Source organism: Ruminococcus sp. J1101004sp1_RTP21198st1_B9_RTP21198_201120, from assembly GCF_040924245.1.
GTDB lineage: Bacteria > Bacillota > Clostridia > Lachnospirales > Lachnospiraceae > Blautia_A > Blautia_A faecis.
Window position 1 is genome coordinate 1 of the sequence record NZ_JBCOMI010000010.1, and the last position, 18,587, is coordinate 18,587.

General features: G+C 44.6%; 16 protein-coding genes and 3 pseudogenes. 6 read left to right on the forward strand and 13 right to left on the reverse strand.

What is annotated here, in order from left to right; all coding sequences use genetic code 11:
- Positions 1–110, reverse strand: a 110-nt coding sequence (locus AB5618_RS08225; RefSeq protein ID WP_368366673.1) for a DUF6783 domain-containing protein, incomplete at its 3' end; no start/stop codon positions are given.
- Between AB5618_RS08225 and AB5618_RS08230 the strand changes: the two are divergent.
- Positions 63–170 (forward strand): annotated as a pseudogene (locus AB5618_RS08230) (DUF6783 domain-containing protein); the annotation flags it as partial. The gene AB5618_RS08225 and the pseudogene AB5618_RS08230 overlap by 48 nt on opposite strands.
- A 122-nt stretch (positions 171–292) precedes the next feature.
- On the opposite strand, the gene AB5618_RS08235 reads toward AB5618_RS08230, so the two are convergent.
- Both AB5618_RS08235 and AB5618_RS08240 read right to left on the reverse strand, forming a co-directional pair.
- Complete coding sequence (locus tag AB5618_RS08235; RefSeq protein ID WP_148461878.1) at positions 293–664, reverse strand: PAS domain-containing protein; 372 nt, start codon at positions 662–664, stop codon at positions 293–295.
- 32 nt (positions 665–696) lie between these two features.
- Positions 697–1,359, reverse strand: a complete 663-nt coding sequence (locus AB5618_RS08240; RefSeq protein ID WP_148461879.1) for a Crp/Fnr family transcriptional regulator — start codon at positions 1,357–1,359, stop codon at positions 697–699.
- Positions 1,360–1,601: 242 nt separating this feature from the next.
- On the opposite strand from AB5618_RS08240, the gene hcp reads away from it, so the two are divergent.
- Together hcp and AB5618_RS08250 are read left to right on the forward strand one after the other, a co-directional pair.
- Positions 1,602–3,197 (forward strand): hydroxylamine reductase, encoded by a 1,596-nt coding sequence (gene hcp, locus AB5618_RS08245; protein ID WP_243284048.1) that lies wholly within the window; start codon positions 1,602–1,604, stop codon positions 3,195–3,197.
- A gap of 13 nt (positions 3,198–3,210) precedes the next feature.
- Entirely contained in the window at positions 3,211–3,822 is a 612-nt protein-coding gene (locus AB5618_RS08250) for an ATP-binding protein (protein ID WP_118579540.1), read from the forward strand.
- A 159-nt stretch (positions 3,823–3,981) separates the two neighbouring features.
- Here AB5618_RS08250 and AB5618_RS08255 read toward each other — a convergent pair whose 3' ends face one another.
- The 7 genes from AB5618_RS08255 to AB5618_RS08285 all read right to left on the reverse strand — a co-directional run bounded on the left by AB5618_RS08255 (position 3,982) and on the right by AB5618_RS08285 (position 11,218).
- Positions 3,982–4,779, reverse strand: coding sequence for an HAD family hydrolase (locus tag AB5618_RS08255; RefSeq protein WP_148461880.1), 798 nt, complete (start codon positions 4,777–4,779; stop codon positions 3,982–3,984).
- 278 nt (positions 4,780–5,057) lie between these two features.
- Positions 5,058–5,813, reverse strand: coding sequence for a DeoR/GlpR family DNA-binding transcription regulator (locus AB5618_RS08260; RefSeq protein ID WP_148461881.1), 756 nt, complete (start codon positions 5,811–5,813; stop codon positions 5,058–5,060).
- A complete protein-coding gene (gene ptsP / locus AB5618_RS08265; protein ID WP_148461882.1) occupies positions 5,807–7,456 on the reverse strand; it encodes a phosphoenolpyruvate--protein phosphotransferase in 1,650 nt (549 codons plus the stop codon). Before ptsP ends, AB5618_RS08260 begins: the two co-directional genes overlap by 7 nt.
- A gap of 160 nt (positions 7,457–7,616) precedes the next feature.
- Positions 7,617–7,874: an HPr family phosphocarrier protein gene (locus AB5618_RS08270; protein WP_118579528.1), complete on the reverse strand. Its 258-nt coding sequence runs from the start codon at positions 7,872–7,874 to the stop codon at positions 7,617–7,619.
- 219 nt (positions 7,875–8,093) lie between these two features.
- A complete protein-coding gene (locus AB5618_RS08275) occupies positions 8,094–10,007 on the reverse strand; it encodes a fructose-specific PTS transporter subunit EIIC (protein WP_148461883.1) in 1,914 nt (637 codons plus the stop codon).
- A complete protein-coding gene (gene pfkB, locus AB5618_RS08280; RefSeq protein ID WP_148461884.1) occupies positions 10,004–10,936 on the reverse strand; it encodes a 1-phosphofructokinase in 933 nt (310 codons plus the stop codon). Before pfkB ends, AB5618_RS08275 begins: the two co-directional genes overlap by 4 nt.
- Before the next feature lie 153 nt (positions 10,937–11,089).
- Positions 11,090–11,218 carry a DUF6783 domain-containing protein gene (locus tag AB5618_RS08285; RefSeq protein ID WP_313721186.1) on the reverse strand — a complete coding sequence of 43 codons (129 nt, stop codon included), beginning with the start codon at positions 11,216–11,218 and terminating at the stop codon, positions 11,090–11,092.
- Here AB5618_RS08285 and AB5618_RS08290 point away from each other — a divergent pair.
- Positions 11,177–11,314, forward strand: a pseudogene (locus AB5618_RS08290) (DUF6783 domain-containing protein); the annotation flags it as partial. The gene AB5618_RS08285 and the pseudogene AB5618_RS08290 overlap by 42 nt on opposite strands.
- A gap of 164 nt (positions 11,315–11,478) precedes the next feature.
- On the opposite strand, the gene AB5618_RS08295 reads toward AB5618_RS08290, so the two are convergent.
- The gene (locus AB5618_RS08295; protein WP_148461885.1) at positions 11,479–15,243 is read right to left on the reverse strand and encodes an ABC transporter ATP-binding protein/permease; all 3,765 of its coding nucleotides are present in this window, start codon (positions 15,241–15,243) and stop codon (positions 11,479–11,481) included.
- 334 nt (positions 15,244–15,577) lie between these two features.
- Between AB5618_RS08295 and AB5618_RS08300 the strand changes: the two genes are divergently transcribed.
- A complete protein-coding gene (locus AB5618_RS08300) occupies positions 15,578–16,144 on the forward strand; it encodes a flavodoxin family protein (protein ID WP_118579516.1) in 567 nt (188 codons plus the stop codon).
- A 103-nt stretch (positions 16,145–16,247) separates the two neighbouring features.
- Here the strand turns inward: AB5618_RS08300 and AB5618_RS08305 are convergent.
- Positions 16,248–16,403, reverse strand: a pseudogene (locus AB5618_RS08305) (DUF6783 domain-containing protein); the annotation flags it as partial.
- 27 nt (positions 16,404–16,430) lie between these two features.
- Here AB5618_RS08305 and AB5618_RS08310 point away from each other — a divergent pair.
- Entirely contained in the window at positions 16,431–17,828 is a 1,398-nt protein-coding gene (locus AB5618_RS08310; RefSeq protein ID WP_148461886.1) for a sodium:alanine symporter family protein, read from the forward strand.
- Positions 17,829–17,890: 62 nt separating this feature from the next.
- On the opposite strand, the gene AB5618_RS08315 is transcribed toward AB5618_RS08310, so the two are convergent.
- Positions 17,891–18,499, reverse strand: coding sequence for a hypothetical protein (locus AB5618_RS08315; protein ID WP_294429182.1), 609 nt, complete (start codon positions 18,497–18,499; stop codon positions 17,891–17,893).
- Positions 18,500–18,587: the final 88 nt, after the last annotated feature.

The following is an 18,587-nucleotide window of genomic DNA, read 5'->3' on the forward strand; positions in this document are numbered from 1 at the left end:
CCTGCAATCTGCACGCCCCACTTTGCGGTATATTTCACCCGAATTCGGTTGTCGTAGCCCGCTACGACGCCCTCATCAGGGCAAAATCTCCCACAAATTGTGACGCACATCTTGCAGAAAGCCTTTTTCAAACACGCTCTAGTTTCTTTTCCCACTCATTTTTTAATTAATGTTTTTGTTCCTGTTCACAGAAAACCCGAAAATTGCGGCGCAAAATCATGCGAATGCATGATTTCTGTGCATCACGAAGCGTGCTGCCGGTCAGGTCATAAACAGCAACATGTTTTTAGCTTCAGAAATTGTAATACGGTTCCTCATCCCGTGCCCGATACTCATGCTTCTCATAATAGCCAATCAAAGCTCCATCCTCATCACGCAGGGCTACCATATATACGTCCTTCGCCTGTTTCTCATTATAAAAAGTATGGATCCGGTTGTGCTCCTTATCTTCTTCAAACCAGGCAACCACTTTTTCAATTATTTCCTTTGACTTCGGATTATGACAATTCATAAGACTTTTTCCAAGCAATGCCTCACCACCCCATTTATGATAACTCTCCACAGCTTTCGGATTCATGTAGATAATTTCATGCTTCAGGTTGCAGATGACAACGGATGCAACATCCTGATCGATAATACTTTTAAAATATGGTGTCAGATTCATTTTAAATTTTCCCTCCTGCTATGAAGCCTTTTTCAAACACGCTCCAGATAATGGATCTGGTTTCTGTTTACTTCAATAATCCCTTCTTTTCGCATTTTGCCAAGCTCATTGGAAAGCGCACTTCTGTCTACTCCAAGATAATCAGCCAGTTCCTGCCGGTTAAAGGGGATCATAAACTGGCTGCTGCCCTGCTGCACCATCTCCTGGGAAAAATAGGAAAGCAGCCTCCCCCGGATGGATTTCGGTGCCGTATGAAGGCTTCTTCTGGAAAGTTCCAGGTTCTTCTTCGCCATGACCATCAGCATGTTACGGATCAGTTTCTCATGGCAGGGACAGGTATCCGGACAGGTGTGAAAAATCTTTCCCACCTCCAGAAAAAGGATCTGGCAATCCTCTGCAGCCGTCACCCCTATGAGCAGCTTTTCCCCTGGAATGCAGGCATATGTCTCTCCGAAAACCTGGCCTGGCACGATCCGGTTCAGAATACTCTTGTTTCCCGTCATGTCAATGTTCTCAATATGAACACTGCCGTTAAGCACAAGTCCCATCGCCTTCACCTGGTCTCCCACCTGCCAGATCGTGCTGCCCTTGGCATAGCTTTGCGGAGTGGCTTTCAGACAGGAAAGCATATGCTTTGTTTCTTCTGGACTTGTTCCCTGAAAGAGAAAAGTCCTGGAAAGAAATTCATAATTCATTTTTCTCCTTTTGTTGTTATAACAACATACTTGTTTGTTGGATTATATTATAGTATGCGTACAAAGTCAAGGGCGGAGACAGAAATTAATTATCCATCTCTGACTTTCTCATGCGAAACGAAAAGAATTTCCTGTTACTTTTCCTTTTGCAATTACAAAACATTCAGAACCCAGTCAACTTATTTTTACGAAATACTTATACCTTATAGAACAATATGATCAAATTCAGGAGGAAACTATTTATGGAACAGAACATGTTTTGCTTTCAGTGTGAACAAACTGCCGGATGTACCGGCTGTACAGGTGCCAAAGGAGTCTGTGGAAAGACCGCGGATACAGCCAGACTTCAAGATGAACTTACCGGAGCTCTCATCGGACTCGCCCATGCAGCAGATGAGAATACACCACTTGCAGAAACCACATGGAAACTGATGGTGGAAGGTCTATTTGCTACCCTTACAAACGTAAGCTTCGATGACAAAGCCATCGCAGAAATTACAGACCGCATCCACCAGGAAAAAGCCCGGCTTCGCCCAGACTGTGGCGGCTGCGCTTCCCCTTGCGGACATAACGACGACTACGATATGAAGCTTCTCTGGAACGCCCAGGAAGACATCCGCTCCCTGAAATCTCTGATTCTCTTTGGAATCCGCGGAATGGCGGCTTATGCCTACCATGCAATGACACTTGGATATACTGACACAGAAGTAAACGAATTTTTCGCAAAAGCACTTTTTGCACTGGGCGAGGACTGGGATATGGACCTGCTTCTTCCTATTGTAATGGAAACAGGTAAATACAATCTTTCCTGCATGGAGCTTCTTGACCGCGCTAACACTGCCACTTACGGCACACCAGCTCCTGTTACAGTACCTCTTACTGTGGAAAAAGGCCCATTCATCGTCATTACCGGTCACGACCTCCATGACCTGAAACTTCTTCTGGAACAAACAGAAGGAAAAGGCATTAATATTTACACCCACGGTGAAATGCTTCCCTGTCATGCTTATCCGGAACTGAAAAAGTACAGTCACCTGAAAGGAAACTTCGGTACTGCATGGCAGAACCAGCAAAAAGAATTTGCAGAGCTCCCAGCTCCTGTTCTTTTTACCACAAACTGCCTGATGCCGCCGAAACCAAGCTACATGGACCGGGTATTTACTACAGGAACTGTCACTTTCCCTGGAACTGTTCACATTAATGAAGAAAAAGATTTCACACCAGTTATCCAGCGTGCCCTGGAGCTTGGCGGATATCAGGAAGACCAGCATTTTACCGGAATCAACGGCGGAACTTCCGTTACAACCGGCTTCTCCCATGGAACCATTCTTGGCGTTGCAGATCAGGTAATTGATGCTGTAAAAGCAGGTGCTATCCGTCACTTTTTCCTGGTAGCAGGCTGCGACGGCGCAAGAAGCGGACGCAATTACTATACCGATTTTGTAAAGCAGTCTCCTTCTGATTCCGTAATTCTTACACTTGCATGTGGAAAATACAGATTTAACGATCTGGACCTTGGAACCATCGGTGGGCTTCCAAGACTGATGGATATGGGACAGTGCAACGATGCTTACGGCGCGATCAAGGTTGCGGGCGCTCTTGCAGAAGCATTTGGATGTGGGGTAAATGAGCTTCCTCTTTCCATGGTGCTCTCCTGGTATGAGCAGAAAGCAGTTTCCATTCTGCTTACCTTGCTTCACCTTGGAATCAAAAACATCCGTCTTGGCCCGACCCTTCCGGCATTTTTATCACAGAATGTGCTGAATTATCTGGTAGAAAACTTTGGGATCGCTGCGATTACTACGCCAGAGGAAGACTTGAAAACGTTGTTGGGATAAGGAGGATACTCTCATGATCAGAAAAATCATTCATATAGATGAAGAAAAATGTAACGGCTGCGGGCTCTGTGCCCGCGCTTGCCACGAAAGTGCAATTGGAATTATAGATGGTAAAGCAAAACTGCTTCGTGAAGATTACTGCGACGGTCTGGGCGACTGCCTCCCTGCCTGTCCAACAAATGCCATTTCTTTTGTAGAAAAGGAGGCAGCTGCTTACGACGAAGCCGCAGTTCTGGAAAATAAGAAAAAGCTGGAAGCACACTCCCAGCTTCAACAGTGGCCGGTACAGATTAAGTTAGTTCCTATCAATGCTCCATATTTTGACGATGCTGACCTTCTTATTGCTGCAGACTGCACAGCCTATGCTTACGCTAACTTCCATCAGGATTTTATCAAAGGTAAGATTACTCTTATCGGCTGTCCGAAACTGGACTCTGTAGATTACAGCGAAAAGCTCACCGAAATCATCCGTCAGAACAATATCAAGAGTGTTACCATCGTGCGTATGGAAGTTCCATGCTGCGGCGGAATCCAGAATGCAGCCATAAATGCCATGAAAGCCAGCGGAAAATTTCTTCCATGGCAGGTGTACACCATCTCCACAGATGGAAGGATTCTTGCCTGATTTTGCCCCACAAAAATCCGGACTGCTCCACACAGCCCGGATTTTTTATCCCTGTAATCCCTTTGATTGATGAATCATATCTTCCACTACAATATCAAAGATTTCTCCAATGGAATTACAAAATTGAATGTACTCCCATTTCTTTATTCTTCTTTTCTCTTATAACTCCAAAATCATCTTTAACACATTCAGTACGCTGTCCGGACCTGGTTTCTCCAGTACGTATCTGGCGGCCTGCTTGGCTTCCTCGCGGGCAGTAGTAACTGCATAGCTCTTTCCAGCTTCCAGCAGCATGCTCACATCATTGCAGTTATCTCCGAAAGCAACAACCTCTTCTCTCTTCGTAATTCCAAGACGGTTACAAAGTTTCTGAAGAGCATTTCCTTTTCCGGAATGCACATCCACGAAATCCACCCAGTAATCACCGGAAGCCATGATCTGAATCTTATCTCCAAAACGCCGCTTCGCTTCCTCTGCTCCCAGAGCTGCATCCACTTCTTCGTTGTACATGGCAACTTTTGTCATAGTCTCCGGGACATTCAATACATCGTCCACTTCATTTACATGAAGTTTATACCCTTCCCGAAGTTTCTTCACGAAAGCCTGGTCTGCCCGCTCCACATATGCCTGGGCACTACCTGCTGTCATGAAAGAAGCTCCCTCCTGGGCTCTCACATACTCCACAACCTCTTTGAGTATATCGGCAGGAATTGCCATTTTTTCAATAATCTCTCCCTGATAGGAAATGATTCCACCGTTTCCTGCAATAAAATAAATATCATCTTTCACAGGTGCAAACACTCTTTCTATACTGTCATATTCTCTGCCGCTGACAGCTGCAAATACAATTCCCTTAGCCTTCAGCTTTCGGATAATGTCATAAATCTCCGGGTTAATATCCATGGTGCCTTCTTTCAGAAGTGTACCATCCAGATCTGATGCAATCAGTTTTATCATAGCATTACCTCACGTATTCTAATAAAAATCCACCTACTGCCTCACAGAGGATTTCAACATATTTTCTATTCCATAAAAAAGTCCACAGAACTCCCAACCTTTATCTGTCAGAAATCCTGTGGACTATTATACTATGAAAGGAACACTTTATCCAGAGTATGTTAAAAAATCATTCCTGCAAACTGCATAATATGGTTTGTTCTCACGCTTTCAACAGTCCACACAGACCTTCCGGAAAGTTATCAAAAAACGGAACTAAACTTCTCTTCTCAAATGTTCTATTTCTGCTCCTTCTGTACTTCTATAATATTAGCACAATCTTCATAGCCAGACGGAATCCTGTCTGTAATTATCGTAGATCTGTAAAAATCTGCAAAGGTCACAGAACTGATATTGTCAAACTTGGAACTATCGCAGAGCACATAGCACTCCCTGCACTGCTCCATGGCAGCTGCTTTAACTGCCGCTTCATTGGCATCCGGGGTAGTACAGCCACTCTTTCTGGTAAGTCCATTGGTTCCAAAAAAGCCTTTGGTAAAATGATAACCACGAATCGTATTCATAGCCTGATTACCAATTACTGCTTCTGTAGTGCTCTTCAGCTCTCCACCTACAAGAAGAACCTTAAAGCCTCTTCCTGCCAGTGTCTGGGCATGTACCACTGCATTGGTAACAAATACTGCCCTTGTAACCTTAAGAAACTTCAAGATATCCCCAGTAGTAGTACCTGCATCAATATAGACAAAATCCTCATCCTGGATAAGACCTGCTGCATATTTTGCGATCCGGTCCTTCTCCTCCAGCTTCAGTCCCATTTTCTGGGCAACTGAATATTCATATGCAGTTACCCGCTCCTTCAGTTCCACGGCACCACCGAAAACTTTCTCCAGCTTGCCTTCCTTATCCAGTGCGGTAATATCTCTTCGCACTGTTGACTCTGATGTATCTAAAAGATCCTTCACTTCTGTGACAGTAATACTTCCTTTCTCTCTCAGAAGCTCCAAAATGATCTCATGTCGCTGCTGTGTTAACATTCTTTTCCCGCCTTATAATCTGTAACATTGGTTTCCAGAATGATCTTGCGCAGTGGCAGAATACTTCCCGGTGAAACAGAAAGTTCGTCCACTCCCATTGCCAGAAACTCTTTTGTAAGTGACTGGTCAGCACCAAGTTCTCCACAGATTCCAGCCCAGATACCAGCCTTATGAGCATTCTCCACAACCAGGGAGATCATGCGCAGCACTGCCGGGTGATGAGGATCAAAAAACAGGTCGAGCTGAGGATTCTGACGATCAATTGCCATAGTATACTGGCTGAGATCGTTGGTTCCGATGCTGAAGAAATCGACCTCTTTCGCAAGATCATCACTGATGATTGCTGCTGCCGGAGTCTCAATCATAATTCCCTGTTCCGGATTGCCAAACTCTACGCCCTGAGCGGTAAGCTCCGCTTTCACTTCCTCTACGATTCCCTTGATCTTACGCACTTCCTGTACGCTGGTGATCATAGGATACATAATTGCGATCTTGCCAAATGCACTGGCACGGAATAAAGCACGAAGCTGTGTCTTGAAAATCTCCGGTCTTGTCAGACAGATACGGATTGCCCTGCATCCCAGTGCCGGATTCTCTTCATGCTCCATGTGGAAATAATCGCATTGCTTGTCTGCACCAATATCCAGAGTACGGATAATCACTCTCTTACCTGCCATGGTCTGTGCAACCTGTCTGTAAATCTGGAACTGTTCTTCCTCTGTTGGGAAATCTTCTTTCTCCAGATAAATAAACTCACTTCTGAAAAGACCGATTCCACCAGCATCATTCTGAATGACTGTTGCCAGATCCTTGATGTTGCCAATATTAGCGTACAGCATTACTTTCTGTCCGTCAAGAGTAACGTTCTCTTTTCCTTTAAGGGTCAAAAGAAGCTGCTTTCTGGAAAGATCTTCTTCCTGGCGCTTCTTCATCTCTGCCAGAGTCGCCTCATCCGGATCTACATAAAATGTACCGTTTGCCCCGTCTACAATTCCAAGTCTGCCATCCATCTCACTCTCAAGAGACACGGAAGTATTTACAAGTGCAGGAATCGCCATGGTCCTTGCAAGAATCGCTGTATGGGAATTCAAGGAGCCTTTCACTGTAACAAAAGAGAGAACTTTATCCTTATCCAGCTGTACAGTCTCTGATGGCGCCAGATCCTCTGCCACGATGATCTTCGGCTCGTCTGCATCTACAGCCCCTGTCTCTTCTCCATTTAAAACGGTGAGAAGCCGCTCAGAAATATCACGAACATCTGCCGCACGCTCTCTCATATAATCGTCATCCATTGCAGAAAACATCTGCGCGTAATTGTCACCTGTAGTTGCCACTGCATACTCTGCATTTACGCCCTGGCTGCGAATGATATTCTCTACAGATTCATTATATCCATCGTCCTCCATCATCATCTGATGAACTTCGAAGATTGCTGCATTGGCTTCCCCGACTTCTCTCAAGGCCTTATCGTAAAGTCCCTGAAGCTGTTTAATCCCTTCTGCCTTAGCTTTCTCATAGCGCGCCATCTCCTGTTCTGGATCATCAATCTTCACACGCTTAACCTGCTGCTCTTTTTTCTGATATACGCTGATCTTACCGATGGCAATACCACCGAAAACACTTTTTCCATTATATATCTGCATTTTTTCTCTCCCACTTATTTGATCTGCTGACAGGAGACCAAACGCTCCTTACAGCATTTCCCGTTCTCGTGATACTTACCAAAGACTCACGCAAATATCACTTTGACAGGCTGTTTACAAACAAACAGGGACATACTCGCAGGTATGTCCCCTTCCTGTCTTACAGAGTTTCCTGCATGAATTTGCTCACTGCCTCATATGCAGCGTCTTCATCTGCGCCTTCAAATGTAAGAGTAACCTCATCGCCTTTCTTTACTGCAAGTCCCATAATTCCGAAGATTGCCTTACAGTTCATAGCCTTGCCGCCCTTTGCGATCTTGATATCAGAAGAAAAAGCCTTTACTGCTTTTACAAGTTCTCCTGCTGGACGTGCGTGGATTCCTTCCGGGTCTGTTACAACATACTTAAATTCTCTCATGATTCATTCCTCCATTTTTCTTTTTATCTTTGGTCTCTATTGATTTTCTTATTATTTAATTTCTTTATATCGGATTTCACATTCTGTGTCAATCACTATTCACGATTATGTTACTGTTCATGACCTTCACAATAACACGATTATACCTGCATATCTTTTCCAGACATGGGTTACCATTCATTCCGCAGCCAATATTAGAGCCTGTTTGAACATCCATTGTCAGGCATTTTTCTTTTTCAGAACTCCCAGGAGCACTGCGGAAACAACAGTTCCCACTACCAGTGCACTCACATACTGCACTGCATTTCCCATAACCGGAACTACGAAGATTCCACCGTGAGGTGCCATCAGGGTACAGCCAAATGCCATGGACATTGCACCTGCAAGACCAGATCCCACAATACATGCCGGAAGCACATGAAGCGGGTCGGCTGCTGCAAAAGGAATGGCTCCCTCTGTGATAAAGGCAAGTCCCATAATAAAGTTGGTAGGACCAGACTCCCTTTCTTCTTTCGTAAATCTGTCTTTAAAAAGAAGTGTAGCAAGTGCGATGGCGCATGGCGGAACCATACCACCAACCATAACGGCTGCCATAATATCATAGTTACCAGCTGCAATCGCTGCAGTACCAAATACATATGCTGCCTTGTTAAACGGGCCACCCATATCGATTGCCATCATTCCGCCAAGGATCAGTCCAAGAATGATCTTACTGGAGCTTCCCATGGAGGTAAGTCCGTTATTCAGTGCTGTATTGATACCCCCCATGATGGGCTCTACAACAAACAGCATCAGAAGTCCCATGATCAGAATACCAACAACCGGATAAATCAGAACCGGCGCAATCTTCTCAAGGGCTTCCGGAAGCTTCTCACATACCTTACGAAGTCCCAGAATAATATATCCTGCTGCAAAACCAGCTACCAGAGCACCAAGAAAACCTGAAGTTCCGCTGTGTGCCATCATTCCACCCACAAAGCCAAGTGCAAGTGCCGGTCTGTCACCGATTGCCATGGCAATAAATCCCGCCAGAACCGGAAGCATAAAACCAAATGCCACATCACCGATTTGTTTGAACATAGCTGCCGCCGGAGTAATAGACCCAAAATTAGAGCGCTCGGCTACATCCAGGGCATTCATATCTACCATAAGACCATCGATCAAAAAGGCAATGGCGATCAGAATACCACCGCCAACTACAAACGGAAGCATATGGGAAACACCATTCATCAGCTGGGTGTAAATCTTGTGTCCCACACTGCCGCCGGCCTTATTCTGACTCTGTGATGAGGCTGATGCATTTCCGCTGTGATAAACCGGTACGTTTCCAGACATGGCAAGCTCTACAAGCTCATCAGCCTTATTGATTCCATCAGAAACCTGACGCTGAATCACTTTCTTTCCATCGAAACGATCCATGGGAACCTGGGCATCGGCCGCAACGATAATGCAGTCTGCATCCTGAATCTCCTGCTCTGTAAGCACATTCTTGGCTCCGCCAGAGCCTCTTGTCTCAATTTTCACAAAACAGTTCTTCGCCTTGGCAGCCTTCTCAATTCCTTCTGCTGCCATGTAGGTGTGGGCAATTCCTGTAGGACAGGAAGTAACAGCCAGAATCTTAAACTGATCCGCTTCAGCCTCTCCCATATCGGCCAGACGCTCATCTACGCTCTTCTTCTCCTCATCTGCCTGATCAATGATCGCAAGAAATTCCTCTGGTGTCTTCGCTGCACGAAGACTCTTGGTAAATTTCTCATCCATCAGCATCATGGAAAGCTTGCTGAGCACATCCAGATGAACATTATCCTCTGTATTTGGCGCAGCAATAAGAAACAGCAAGGTAACCGGCTCTCCGTCAAGAGAGTCAAAGTCAACCCCTCCCGGGATCACCATAGCGGCAAGTCCTGGTTTCTCTACTGCATCACATTTACCATGAGGAATGGCGATTCCCTCCCCGATTCCTGTAGTACTTTCTTCCTCTCTGGCATAGACCTGCTTACGGTACGCTTCCTCATCATTAATCTTGCCACTTCTGGTCATAAGGGAAACCGCTGCATCCAGAGTCTGAGACTTATCTGCTGGGGCAGCATTTAACGAAATACTTCTTACGTCCAGTAAATCTGTGATCCTCATTTCTTCCTTTCCTCCTGATCCTTTCCTGTGATCTGCTGATATACAGCTTCAATCTCTTCTCTGGTAGCAAGATTCTCAGAAAACGCACTGGCACTTCCAGCTGCGATTCCCATGTGGAACGCATATTCATAATCCTGCTTCTCCATATATCCTGCCATAAATCCGGCAACCATGGAGTCTCCGGCTCCAACACCATTGATCAGCTTGCCTTTCGGTGCAGGCTCCTCATAAACGTCTCCATTCTCAGCAATAAGGACCGCGCCCTCTCCTGCCATGGAAATCAGTACATTCACAGCTCCCATCTCCTGGAGTTTCTTACCATATGGGATCACGGACTGGCGGTCTTTCAGTTCTACGCCGAAGATCTCACCAAGTTCATGGTTATTTGGCTTAATAAGAAATGGATGATAGGGGAGAACCTTCATCAGAAGATCTCTCGTCGCGTCCACTGCGATTCTTACGCCTCTGCCGTCCAGCATAGCCATGATCTTCTGGTAGGCATCATCCGGCATGGATGATGGAATGCTTCCGGAAAGGAAAAGTACATCGCCTTGTCCAAGCTCTCCTAACTGCTTCATCAGCAGATCCACCTTATCAGTTCCGATCTTCGGTCCCTGTCCATTGATTTCTGTACCGTCTATACTCTTCAGCTTCAGATTGATTCTGGAAAAGCCTTCCCCTACCTGGATGAAACCATTCCTCACACCCATCTCCTCAAGACGTCTGATAATCTCATCTCCGGTAAATCCGGCTGTAAATCCAAGGGCTGTACTCTCAATTCCCAGATTCATAAGAACTGTAGAAACATTAATTCCCTTGCCTCCCGGCAAAAGCATCTCCGAACTGGTTCGATTGGTAAGACCAAGCTGGAAGTTCTCTACCGACACGATGTAATCCAGTGACGGATTAAAAGTCACAGTGTAAATCATTTCTGCCTCCTGCTTATTTTTGCTTGTTTTTGATTTGTTGTGCTTATTATACTTTCATATACAGTCAAAGTCAATCAATCTTTTTCACAAGATTTTCACTTATGATTTATTACAATTGCACAAATATGAATTATTTTGACTGTTTTTGATTTTTTATATGCAACGATGTGCCAGAGCATGTTCAAAAAAGCTTTCTGCAAGATGTACGTCACAATTTGTGGGAGATTTTGTCCGGATGAGGGCGTCGTAGCAGGCTACGGCAACCGAATTCGGGCGAAACATACCGCAAAGTGGGGCGTACAGATTGCGGGAATGATTTTTCAGACGCGCTCCAGTACAGTGAAAATTAAGTATCTGCCACATTGGCGCAGTATATGACAGATCAGACAGGTCAATATAGCGGTTATTTACTATTGGCTGTACGAATAGTAATATCCATAAATCACAAAAAAATGCAGATATCAGGCTGTGCCCCAACCTGAACCCTGCATTTTTCTGTATTTTATAATGATGGTCAAAATCAGTCATCAAATTCTGTTATTTTAATCAGTTCGAAGCGCTGTCACCGGATCACTTTTAGCAGCTTTTCTTGATGGGATCAGTCCGCCAAGAAGAGTCAGAACCACGCTCAGTCCGATCAGAACTACTGCTGCTACAGGAGTAAGAGCCGCCTTCACATTCACTCCGTCAGCCAGTGACCGGATAATGCTGTTCGCAGGAATGAGAAGAAGCAATGTAATTCCAATCCCCATAGCACCTGCGCAAAATCCGATAATAAACGTCTCCGCATTGAACACCTGTGACACGTTGTGCCTGGAAGCACCAATCGCTCTTAGAATACCAATTTCTTTTTTCCTCTCCAGAACACTGATATACGTGATAACACCGATCATAATGGAAGAAACCACAAGGGAAATCGCTACAAAAGCCACCAGAACATAACTGATAATATTTACAATATTCGTAACTGACGACATCAGCGTTCCCACAAGATCCGTATAAGTGATCACCTTCTCATCCTCTCCTGCCGCTTCCATATCCGCGTTATACTGATCCAGAATACCTACAATTTCTGATTTACTTTCAAAATCCTTTGGATAGATATTAATTCCGCCAGGAACATTTAGATCTGCATATCCAAGCTTTTTCAGATTTCCGTCATAAGAAGAATTTTCAGATGACAGTAGGGACATCATAAGCTCTGAGAGGTCGTCCTCATTCATGTTCATCTGAATTGCTTTTGCAAAAGCCTCCGGATCAATGGAAAGCGCATCTTCCATATTTCCCATGCTGCTTCCCAATCCGCCAAGTCCGCTCATAGCCTGGCTCATTGCAGAAGTAATACTGGATGACACGCTGGCCATCACAGACTGCATTGCCTCCTGCATACCGGAACTGATATTTCCCATCATCTGCTCCATAGCAGTCTGAATTCCCTTTGTAAGCTGTTTTTCCACCTGTTCCATTATCTCTGTAAATTTTGACTCAATCCCCTTTGCGATCGCATCTGTGAAAGAAGTCATCATGGATTTCATGTAAGTTTCCATTGCCTGGGAAAACTGCGTCTGCACCTCGCTGGTATCCACAAGAGTCATAAGTCCATTCATGAGACGATTCTGCCCATCCTCTGTCTGCATATATTCCAGAAAATAGGTTCCCAGATTAGCCGGATCCGGAAGGGAATTATTTCTGGCATACTCCGGATAAGCAGCTACAACGTCCTGCAAAAGAAGATCCTGTATCTGCTTTGTGGTAATATTCACTGTCACGCTGTTTTTAACCAGATTCTCTGCTTCCTCTTTAATCTGCTGCTGGATTTCTCCCTGACTTAAAAAGGCAAGAATGCTGGCCACATCTGTCTGAGTGATACCATTTGCCTTGGCATACTCCTGATACTGGTTCATCAGCCCCACAGCCACTGCGATCAGTTTTTCCGAAGACATATCCACGTTCACGTTATTTTTCACCAGCTCCTGCAGATCCTTGCACAGACGTTCGTTCATCTCTTTTGATGTCAGATACTGCTTCAATGCTGCCTGCATTTTATCCATATCTGCTTCCGGTTTATCTTTAATGCTATCCTGATAACCAGTAAGAACCTCTTTCAGCAAAGCAGTTACCTTCTCTTCTGTAAAATCAAACTTCACTGACTTCAGCGCCTGACTCATATCCGGAACCTGGTCTGCCGGAAGATTTTTCAGAATTTCTTCCGGATCAATCATATGGGAAAGATCCAGATCAAGGTCATCCAGCTTGATAAGCTTGGAAAGATCCGGCATACTGCTCTCATCCAGATTTATATTTCCAGCCAGAGCTGACATGTCAGGCATATCCGGCATTTCCACATTCAATCCGGAGGACAGCCCCGAAAGACTGGACAGGTCCATATTAAATCCACTGAGATCTACCTGAAAGGCCTCCTGCAGGGCATCCGCGTTAATGGAAAAAAGGGATTCCATGTCAAACTTACTGTTCTCATTGTCTTCTTTTCCAAATTCCTCTCCGGTAAAAACATTTATCTTTTCATCCGCCAGCTGCTGCTTCACAATTTCACTGGAAGCAGCCTTCTCGATCACATGTTTGGTAAGCTCCGGGGTATAACAGATTCCTGCAGTGAGCATGGAAGCAGTGGCACCTTCCACAGGCTGGACAATTCCCACAATTGTCAGATCTTCTCCGTTTTTCACCAGTTTTTTCATATAAGAGCTGTTGTCTGATTTATCCTTCCAGACCTTATATTCTTCATCATATTCATAATAATCGGTACTGTTTACCAGCTTAAATTTCTTCCCCAGGATTTCATCATAGGTGTATGGACCCTCGTTTTCTGGCGTTTCCACTGCCTCTTCTGCCATAAATTTCTGAACCATATCATCCAGTTCCTTACCGTCCCGAAGCCCAAGAGTGTATTGGAGAAAATCACTGATATCGCCCTGTGAAGTAAGCACCAGTACACATTCTTTATAATTTTCAGGCCATCTTCCCGCTTTCACGTCATATTGATCCTTATATAGATCAGCATCTTCCGGCATTTCATGAAAAACATCAGTGCTCATGGTAGAAGACATAATGCTGTTGGAGGAACCAGAGCCCAAACCCATAGCCGAAAAAGATTTGTCCGGATTTACCTGTCGGATATTTTTTCCATTTTCCAGAAAAATCTGGGGAGAAACAGAATACGTATACTCCACCGAATTTGCATACTGGGAAATGCTGCTTTCATTACTGTCCAGGTAAACCTTCAGAGACTCCAGATCATTGGAATTCATTTTGGAGAACATATTAGTCACCATCTGGGCAACTCCTACTTCCCCATCTTTTTTCCCACTCTGCGCTGTGGCTGCTCCCATCATCATAGAGGTAAGATCCACTCCTGTGCTTTGTATCTGCAACGGATATTCTGAAAGTGTTTCTTCTTCCATATTTGTAATGTATTTGTCTACACCATTTGATATGGAAAGGATCAGCGCAATTCCGATAATACCGATGGAGCCTGCAAAAGAAGTAAGTAAGGTCCGGGCTTTCTTAGTCTTCAGATTCTGAAAGCTAAGGGAAAGTGCAGTAAAAAAGGACATGGAGGATTTTCCCATATTCTTGTGAACAGGAGGTGCCATGCTCTCGCTGTCTATCACAAACGGATCTGTATCAGAAAGGATCCGCCCATCTTTTACCGTCACGATTCTGGTGGCATAAAGCTGAGCAAGCTCCGGATTATGGGTGACCATTACTACCAATCGTTCCTTTGCGACCTCTTGCAAAAGATCCATAACCTGTACACTGGTATCTGAATCCAGGGCTCCTGTTGGCTCATCCGCCAAAAGAATTTCCGGGTCATTTACAAGTGCTCTGGCAATTGCCACTCGCTGCATCTGACCGCCTGACATCTGACTTGGCTTTTTGTGGATCTGGGCACCAAGGCCTACTTTTTCCAGAGCTTCTTTTGCACGGCGTCTCCGCTCACTTTTTGATACACCGGAAATGGTAAGGGCAAGCTCCACGTTTGCAAGAACTGTCTGGTGTGGGATCAGATTATAACTCTGAAACACAAATCCTATGGTATGATTTCGATAAGAGTCCCAGTCCCTGTCTTTATATTTTTTCGTAGAAATCCCATTGATGATCAGATCGCCACTATCGTACCGGTCAAGACCACCAATAATATTCAGAAGAGTGGTTTTTCCCGAACCGCTGGGACCAAGAATTGCCACAAATTCATTGTCCCGAAGACTAAGGCTCACTCCGTCCAGGGCACGCTGTACCAAATTTCCTGTTCTGTATTCTTTGTGTATGTCTTTGATCTGAAGCACTTACTACTTCCTTTCTGTCGCATAATAAATGTTTATAACCATTCACCAATTCAGGCAAAATATACCGCAAAGTGGGGCGCCGAAGATTTCGATTTTTATGTGAGTCAGATTCACATAAAATACCTTGCGGAATAATATTTGCTGAATAGTTCAAATATTTTTTATTATAATCTTAAATTGTGAACATATTGTGTTTTTAAAATAAAACCATTCTCTTGAAATCCAACTATTTCTATCGTATAATAAGAAGATACATTACCGCTTTAGAGAGATGATGCATGCAGATTGCGGCTATCGCAGTCTGATATAACTTACTTCAGAAAGGATGAAAAACATGAAGGTTTTACTCTTAAATGGCAGCCCGCGCAAGGAAGGCTGTACGTTCACCGCACTTAGTGAAGTGGCAAAAACACTGAATCATAATGGAATTGATACTGAGATTTTCCAAGCTGGAAATCCGGATACAGATAATGTAAAAGCCGCCGCGGCGAAATTAAAAGAAGCAGATGCGCTTATCGTTGGTTCTCCGGTATACTGGGCTTCCCCATCCGGACAGATCATTGAATTTATGGATAAGCTTTGCTCCATGGCAGGCAAAGACATGCTCCACAAACCAGCTGCAGCAGTTGCTTCTGCAAGAAGAGCCGGCACCACAGCTACTTTAGACGTTCTTCAGAAATATTTCAGCTATCATGAAATGCCTGTTGTATCTGCTAACTACTGGAACATGGTTCACGGAAATACTCCTGCAGAAGTTGCGCAGGATGAAGAAGGACTTCAGATCATGCGCTCACTTGGAAACAATATGGCATGGCTTCTGAAATCCCTGGAAGCAGGGAAAGCGGCAGGTATTGCAGTTCCTCAGGCGGAAGATAAGATCAAGACAAATTTTATCCGCTAAATATGGTGCAGTAGTTGTCATGTCTTCACATAAATGAAGCTCCAGAGCATATCTGAAAAAAGCTTTTTGCAAGATGTGCGTCACAATTTGTGGGAGTTTTTGCTCGGATGAGGGCGCCGTGGCAGGCTACAGCAACTGAATTCGAGCAAAATTTCCCACAAAACGGGCGTGCAGATTGCAAGAATGATTTTTCAAACAGGCTCTGGCTGCACCAGTTTAATAATGTGTGTGACATGGAAGAAGTTCCGTTCGCATACATCAAAAAAAACTTCCAGAGAGGTATTTTATGCTGCAAATAATCGAAACCATCAACACCGCTGTAAATAATTTTATCTGGGGCGTTCCTGCAATGGTCTGTATTTTCGGAGTTGGTCTTTATCTTAGTATCCGCACCAATTTTCTTCAGATTCGCAAATTCCCCTACGCAATCAAAACAACCCTTGGACGTATTTTCCGCAAACGCGACGCATCTGACGGTGCTATCACGCCTTTCCAGGCAGTGTGTACAGCACTTGCAGCCACGGTCGGTACTGGCAATATCGCCGGTGTAGCAGGTGCTATCGCGATCGGCGGTCCCGGAGCCATATTCTGGATGTGGGTTTCTGCACTGTTTGGCATGTGCACCAAATATGCTGAGGTTACTCTGGCTGTCCACTACCGCGAGATCAATGCCAACGGCGAACTGGTAGGCGGTCCTATGTATTACATCAAGAACGGTCTTAGCAAAAAATGGCACTGGCTAGCTTATCTGTTCGCAGCATTCGGCGTGCTCACTGTATTTGGTACCGGTAACGCTACACAGGTCAATACTATCACCACTGCCATCAATTCTGCATTGCTGAATTATAACGTGATCAGCGAAAGCGCCGTTTCTACTTCCAACCTGATCATCGGAATCATAATTGCCATTCTGATCGCAATGATCCTTCTTGGCGGAATCAAACGAATTGGCCATGTTACCGAAAAGCTGGTTCCATTTATGGCTCTGCTTTACATTCTTCTCGGACTGGGAGTTATCCTTCTGAACATTCAGAATGTACCAGCTGTATTCGCTTCTATTTTCAGAGGGGCATTTCAGCCCAGAGCTGTAACAGGCGGCATTGTTTTAAGTATGTTCACAAGTTTAAAAAAAGGTGTTTCCCGTGGTATCTTCTCTAACGAGGCTGGTCTTGGTACCGGATCCATTGCCCATGCGTGTGCAGATACCAAAAAGCCTGTAAAACAGGGTATGTTCGGTATTTTCGAAGTCTTTACAGATACCATCGTGATCTGTACACTGACTGCACTGGTTATCCTTTGCAGCGGCGTTGCTGTTGATTATGGAAAAGCAGCTGGCGCAGAGCTTACTATCCTTGGATTTACTTCTACATATGGAAGCTGGGTATCCATTTTTACAGCAGTTGCCATGTGCTGCTTCGCTTTTTCCACAGCAGTCGGATGGGGACTTTACGGTGCCCGCTGCATCGAGTTCCTGTTCTCTGAAAAAGTGATCAAACCTTTTATGGTTATTTATTCCCTGGTTGCCATCCTTGGCGCAACTGCCAACCTTGGACTGATGTGGAGCATTGCTGAGACATTTAACGGTCTTATGGCAATTCCCAATCTGATTGCTTTGTTCCTGCTTTCCGGTACAGTTGTGAAACTGACAAAAGAATATTTTGCCGGTGAGGGCAAAACAAAATAAATATAAAAAGGGACATCGCATGAACCGTTTTCGCTCATGTGATGTCCCTTTCAGATTATTGATCAATCCTTATTCTCTTCCTCGGCAGCTGCATCTGTAGTTGTATCAGCATCTTCGCTTTTCTCTTCCTCACCGATCTCAACTGCATTTTTTTCTTCCTCAGTCTGCTCCTGCACATCCGTAACGCTTACCTTATGGTCATACCATTTGCCCTTTTTACCAATGATTGCCAGGTCAAATTCTTCATCCAGCTTCTCTACTGGAACATTGAATCCATAAACCTCCTCTGTCATGCCATCGCTGTAAGTTACCTTATCAATAGTAGGCTGAATCAGTTCAGCACCGTCTTTCTGTGCATCCTCTGCTGTTCCAAGGAAAACATTCTCAATATTCTTGGAAACGAGAGTAATATGAACGGTCATTTTACCATCCTTTACAGTGAGGGTAGCTCTTCCGTTGCAAGCCTCATTTACATGGAACATACTGCTGTCTGTGTCAAACTCTACACCATAAACACCGTCTTCAAGTTCGCTGTCTACGGCATTCTCTGAACCATCTGTGGTTTCCTCTGCCTCAGCCTCTGTGGCTTCTGCAAATGCCGGGAATGCAGTTCCTGCTGTCATAGCGGAAATACTTACAGCTGTTAATAAAATAACTAATGAACGTTTCATAATAACTCTCCTTGCTTTTTCTTTATTTACGGTGCACTTGTGTGTGCCGTATTTGTTTTATTACTCAAACAGCTGCCCCACAGTGTAG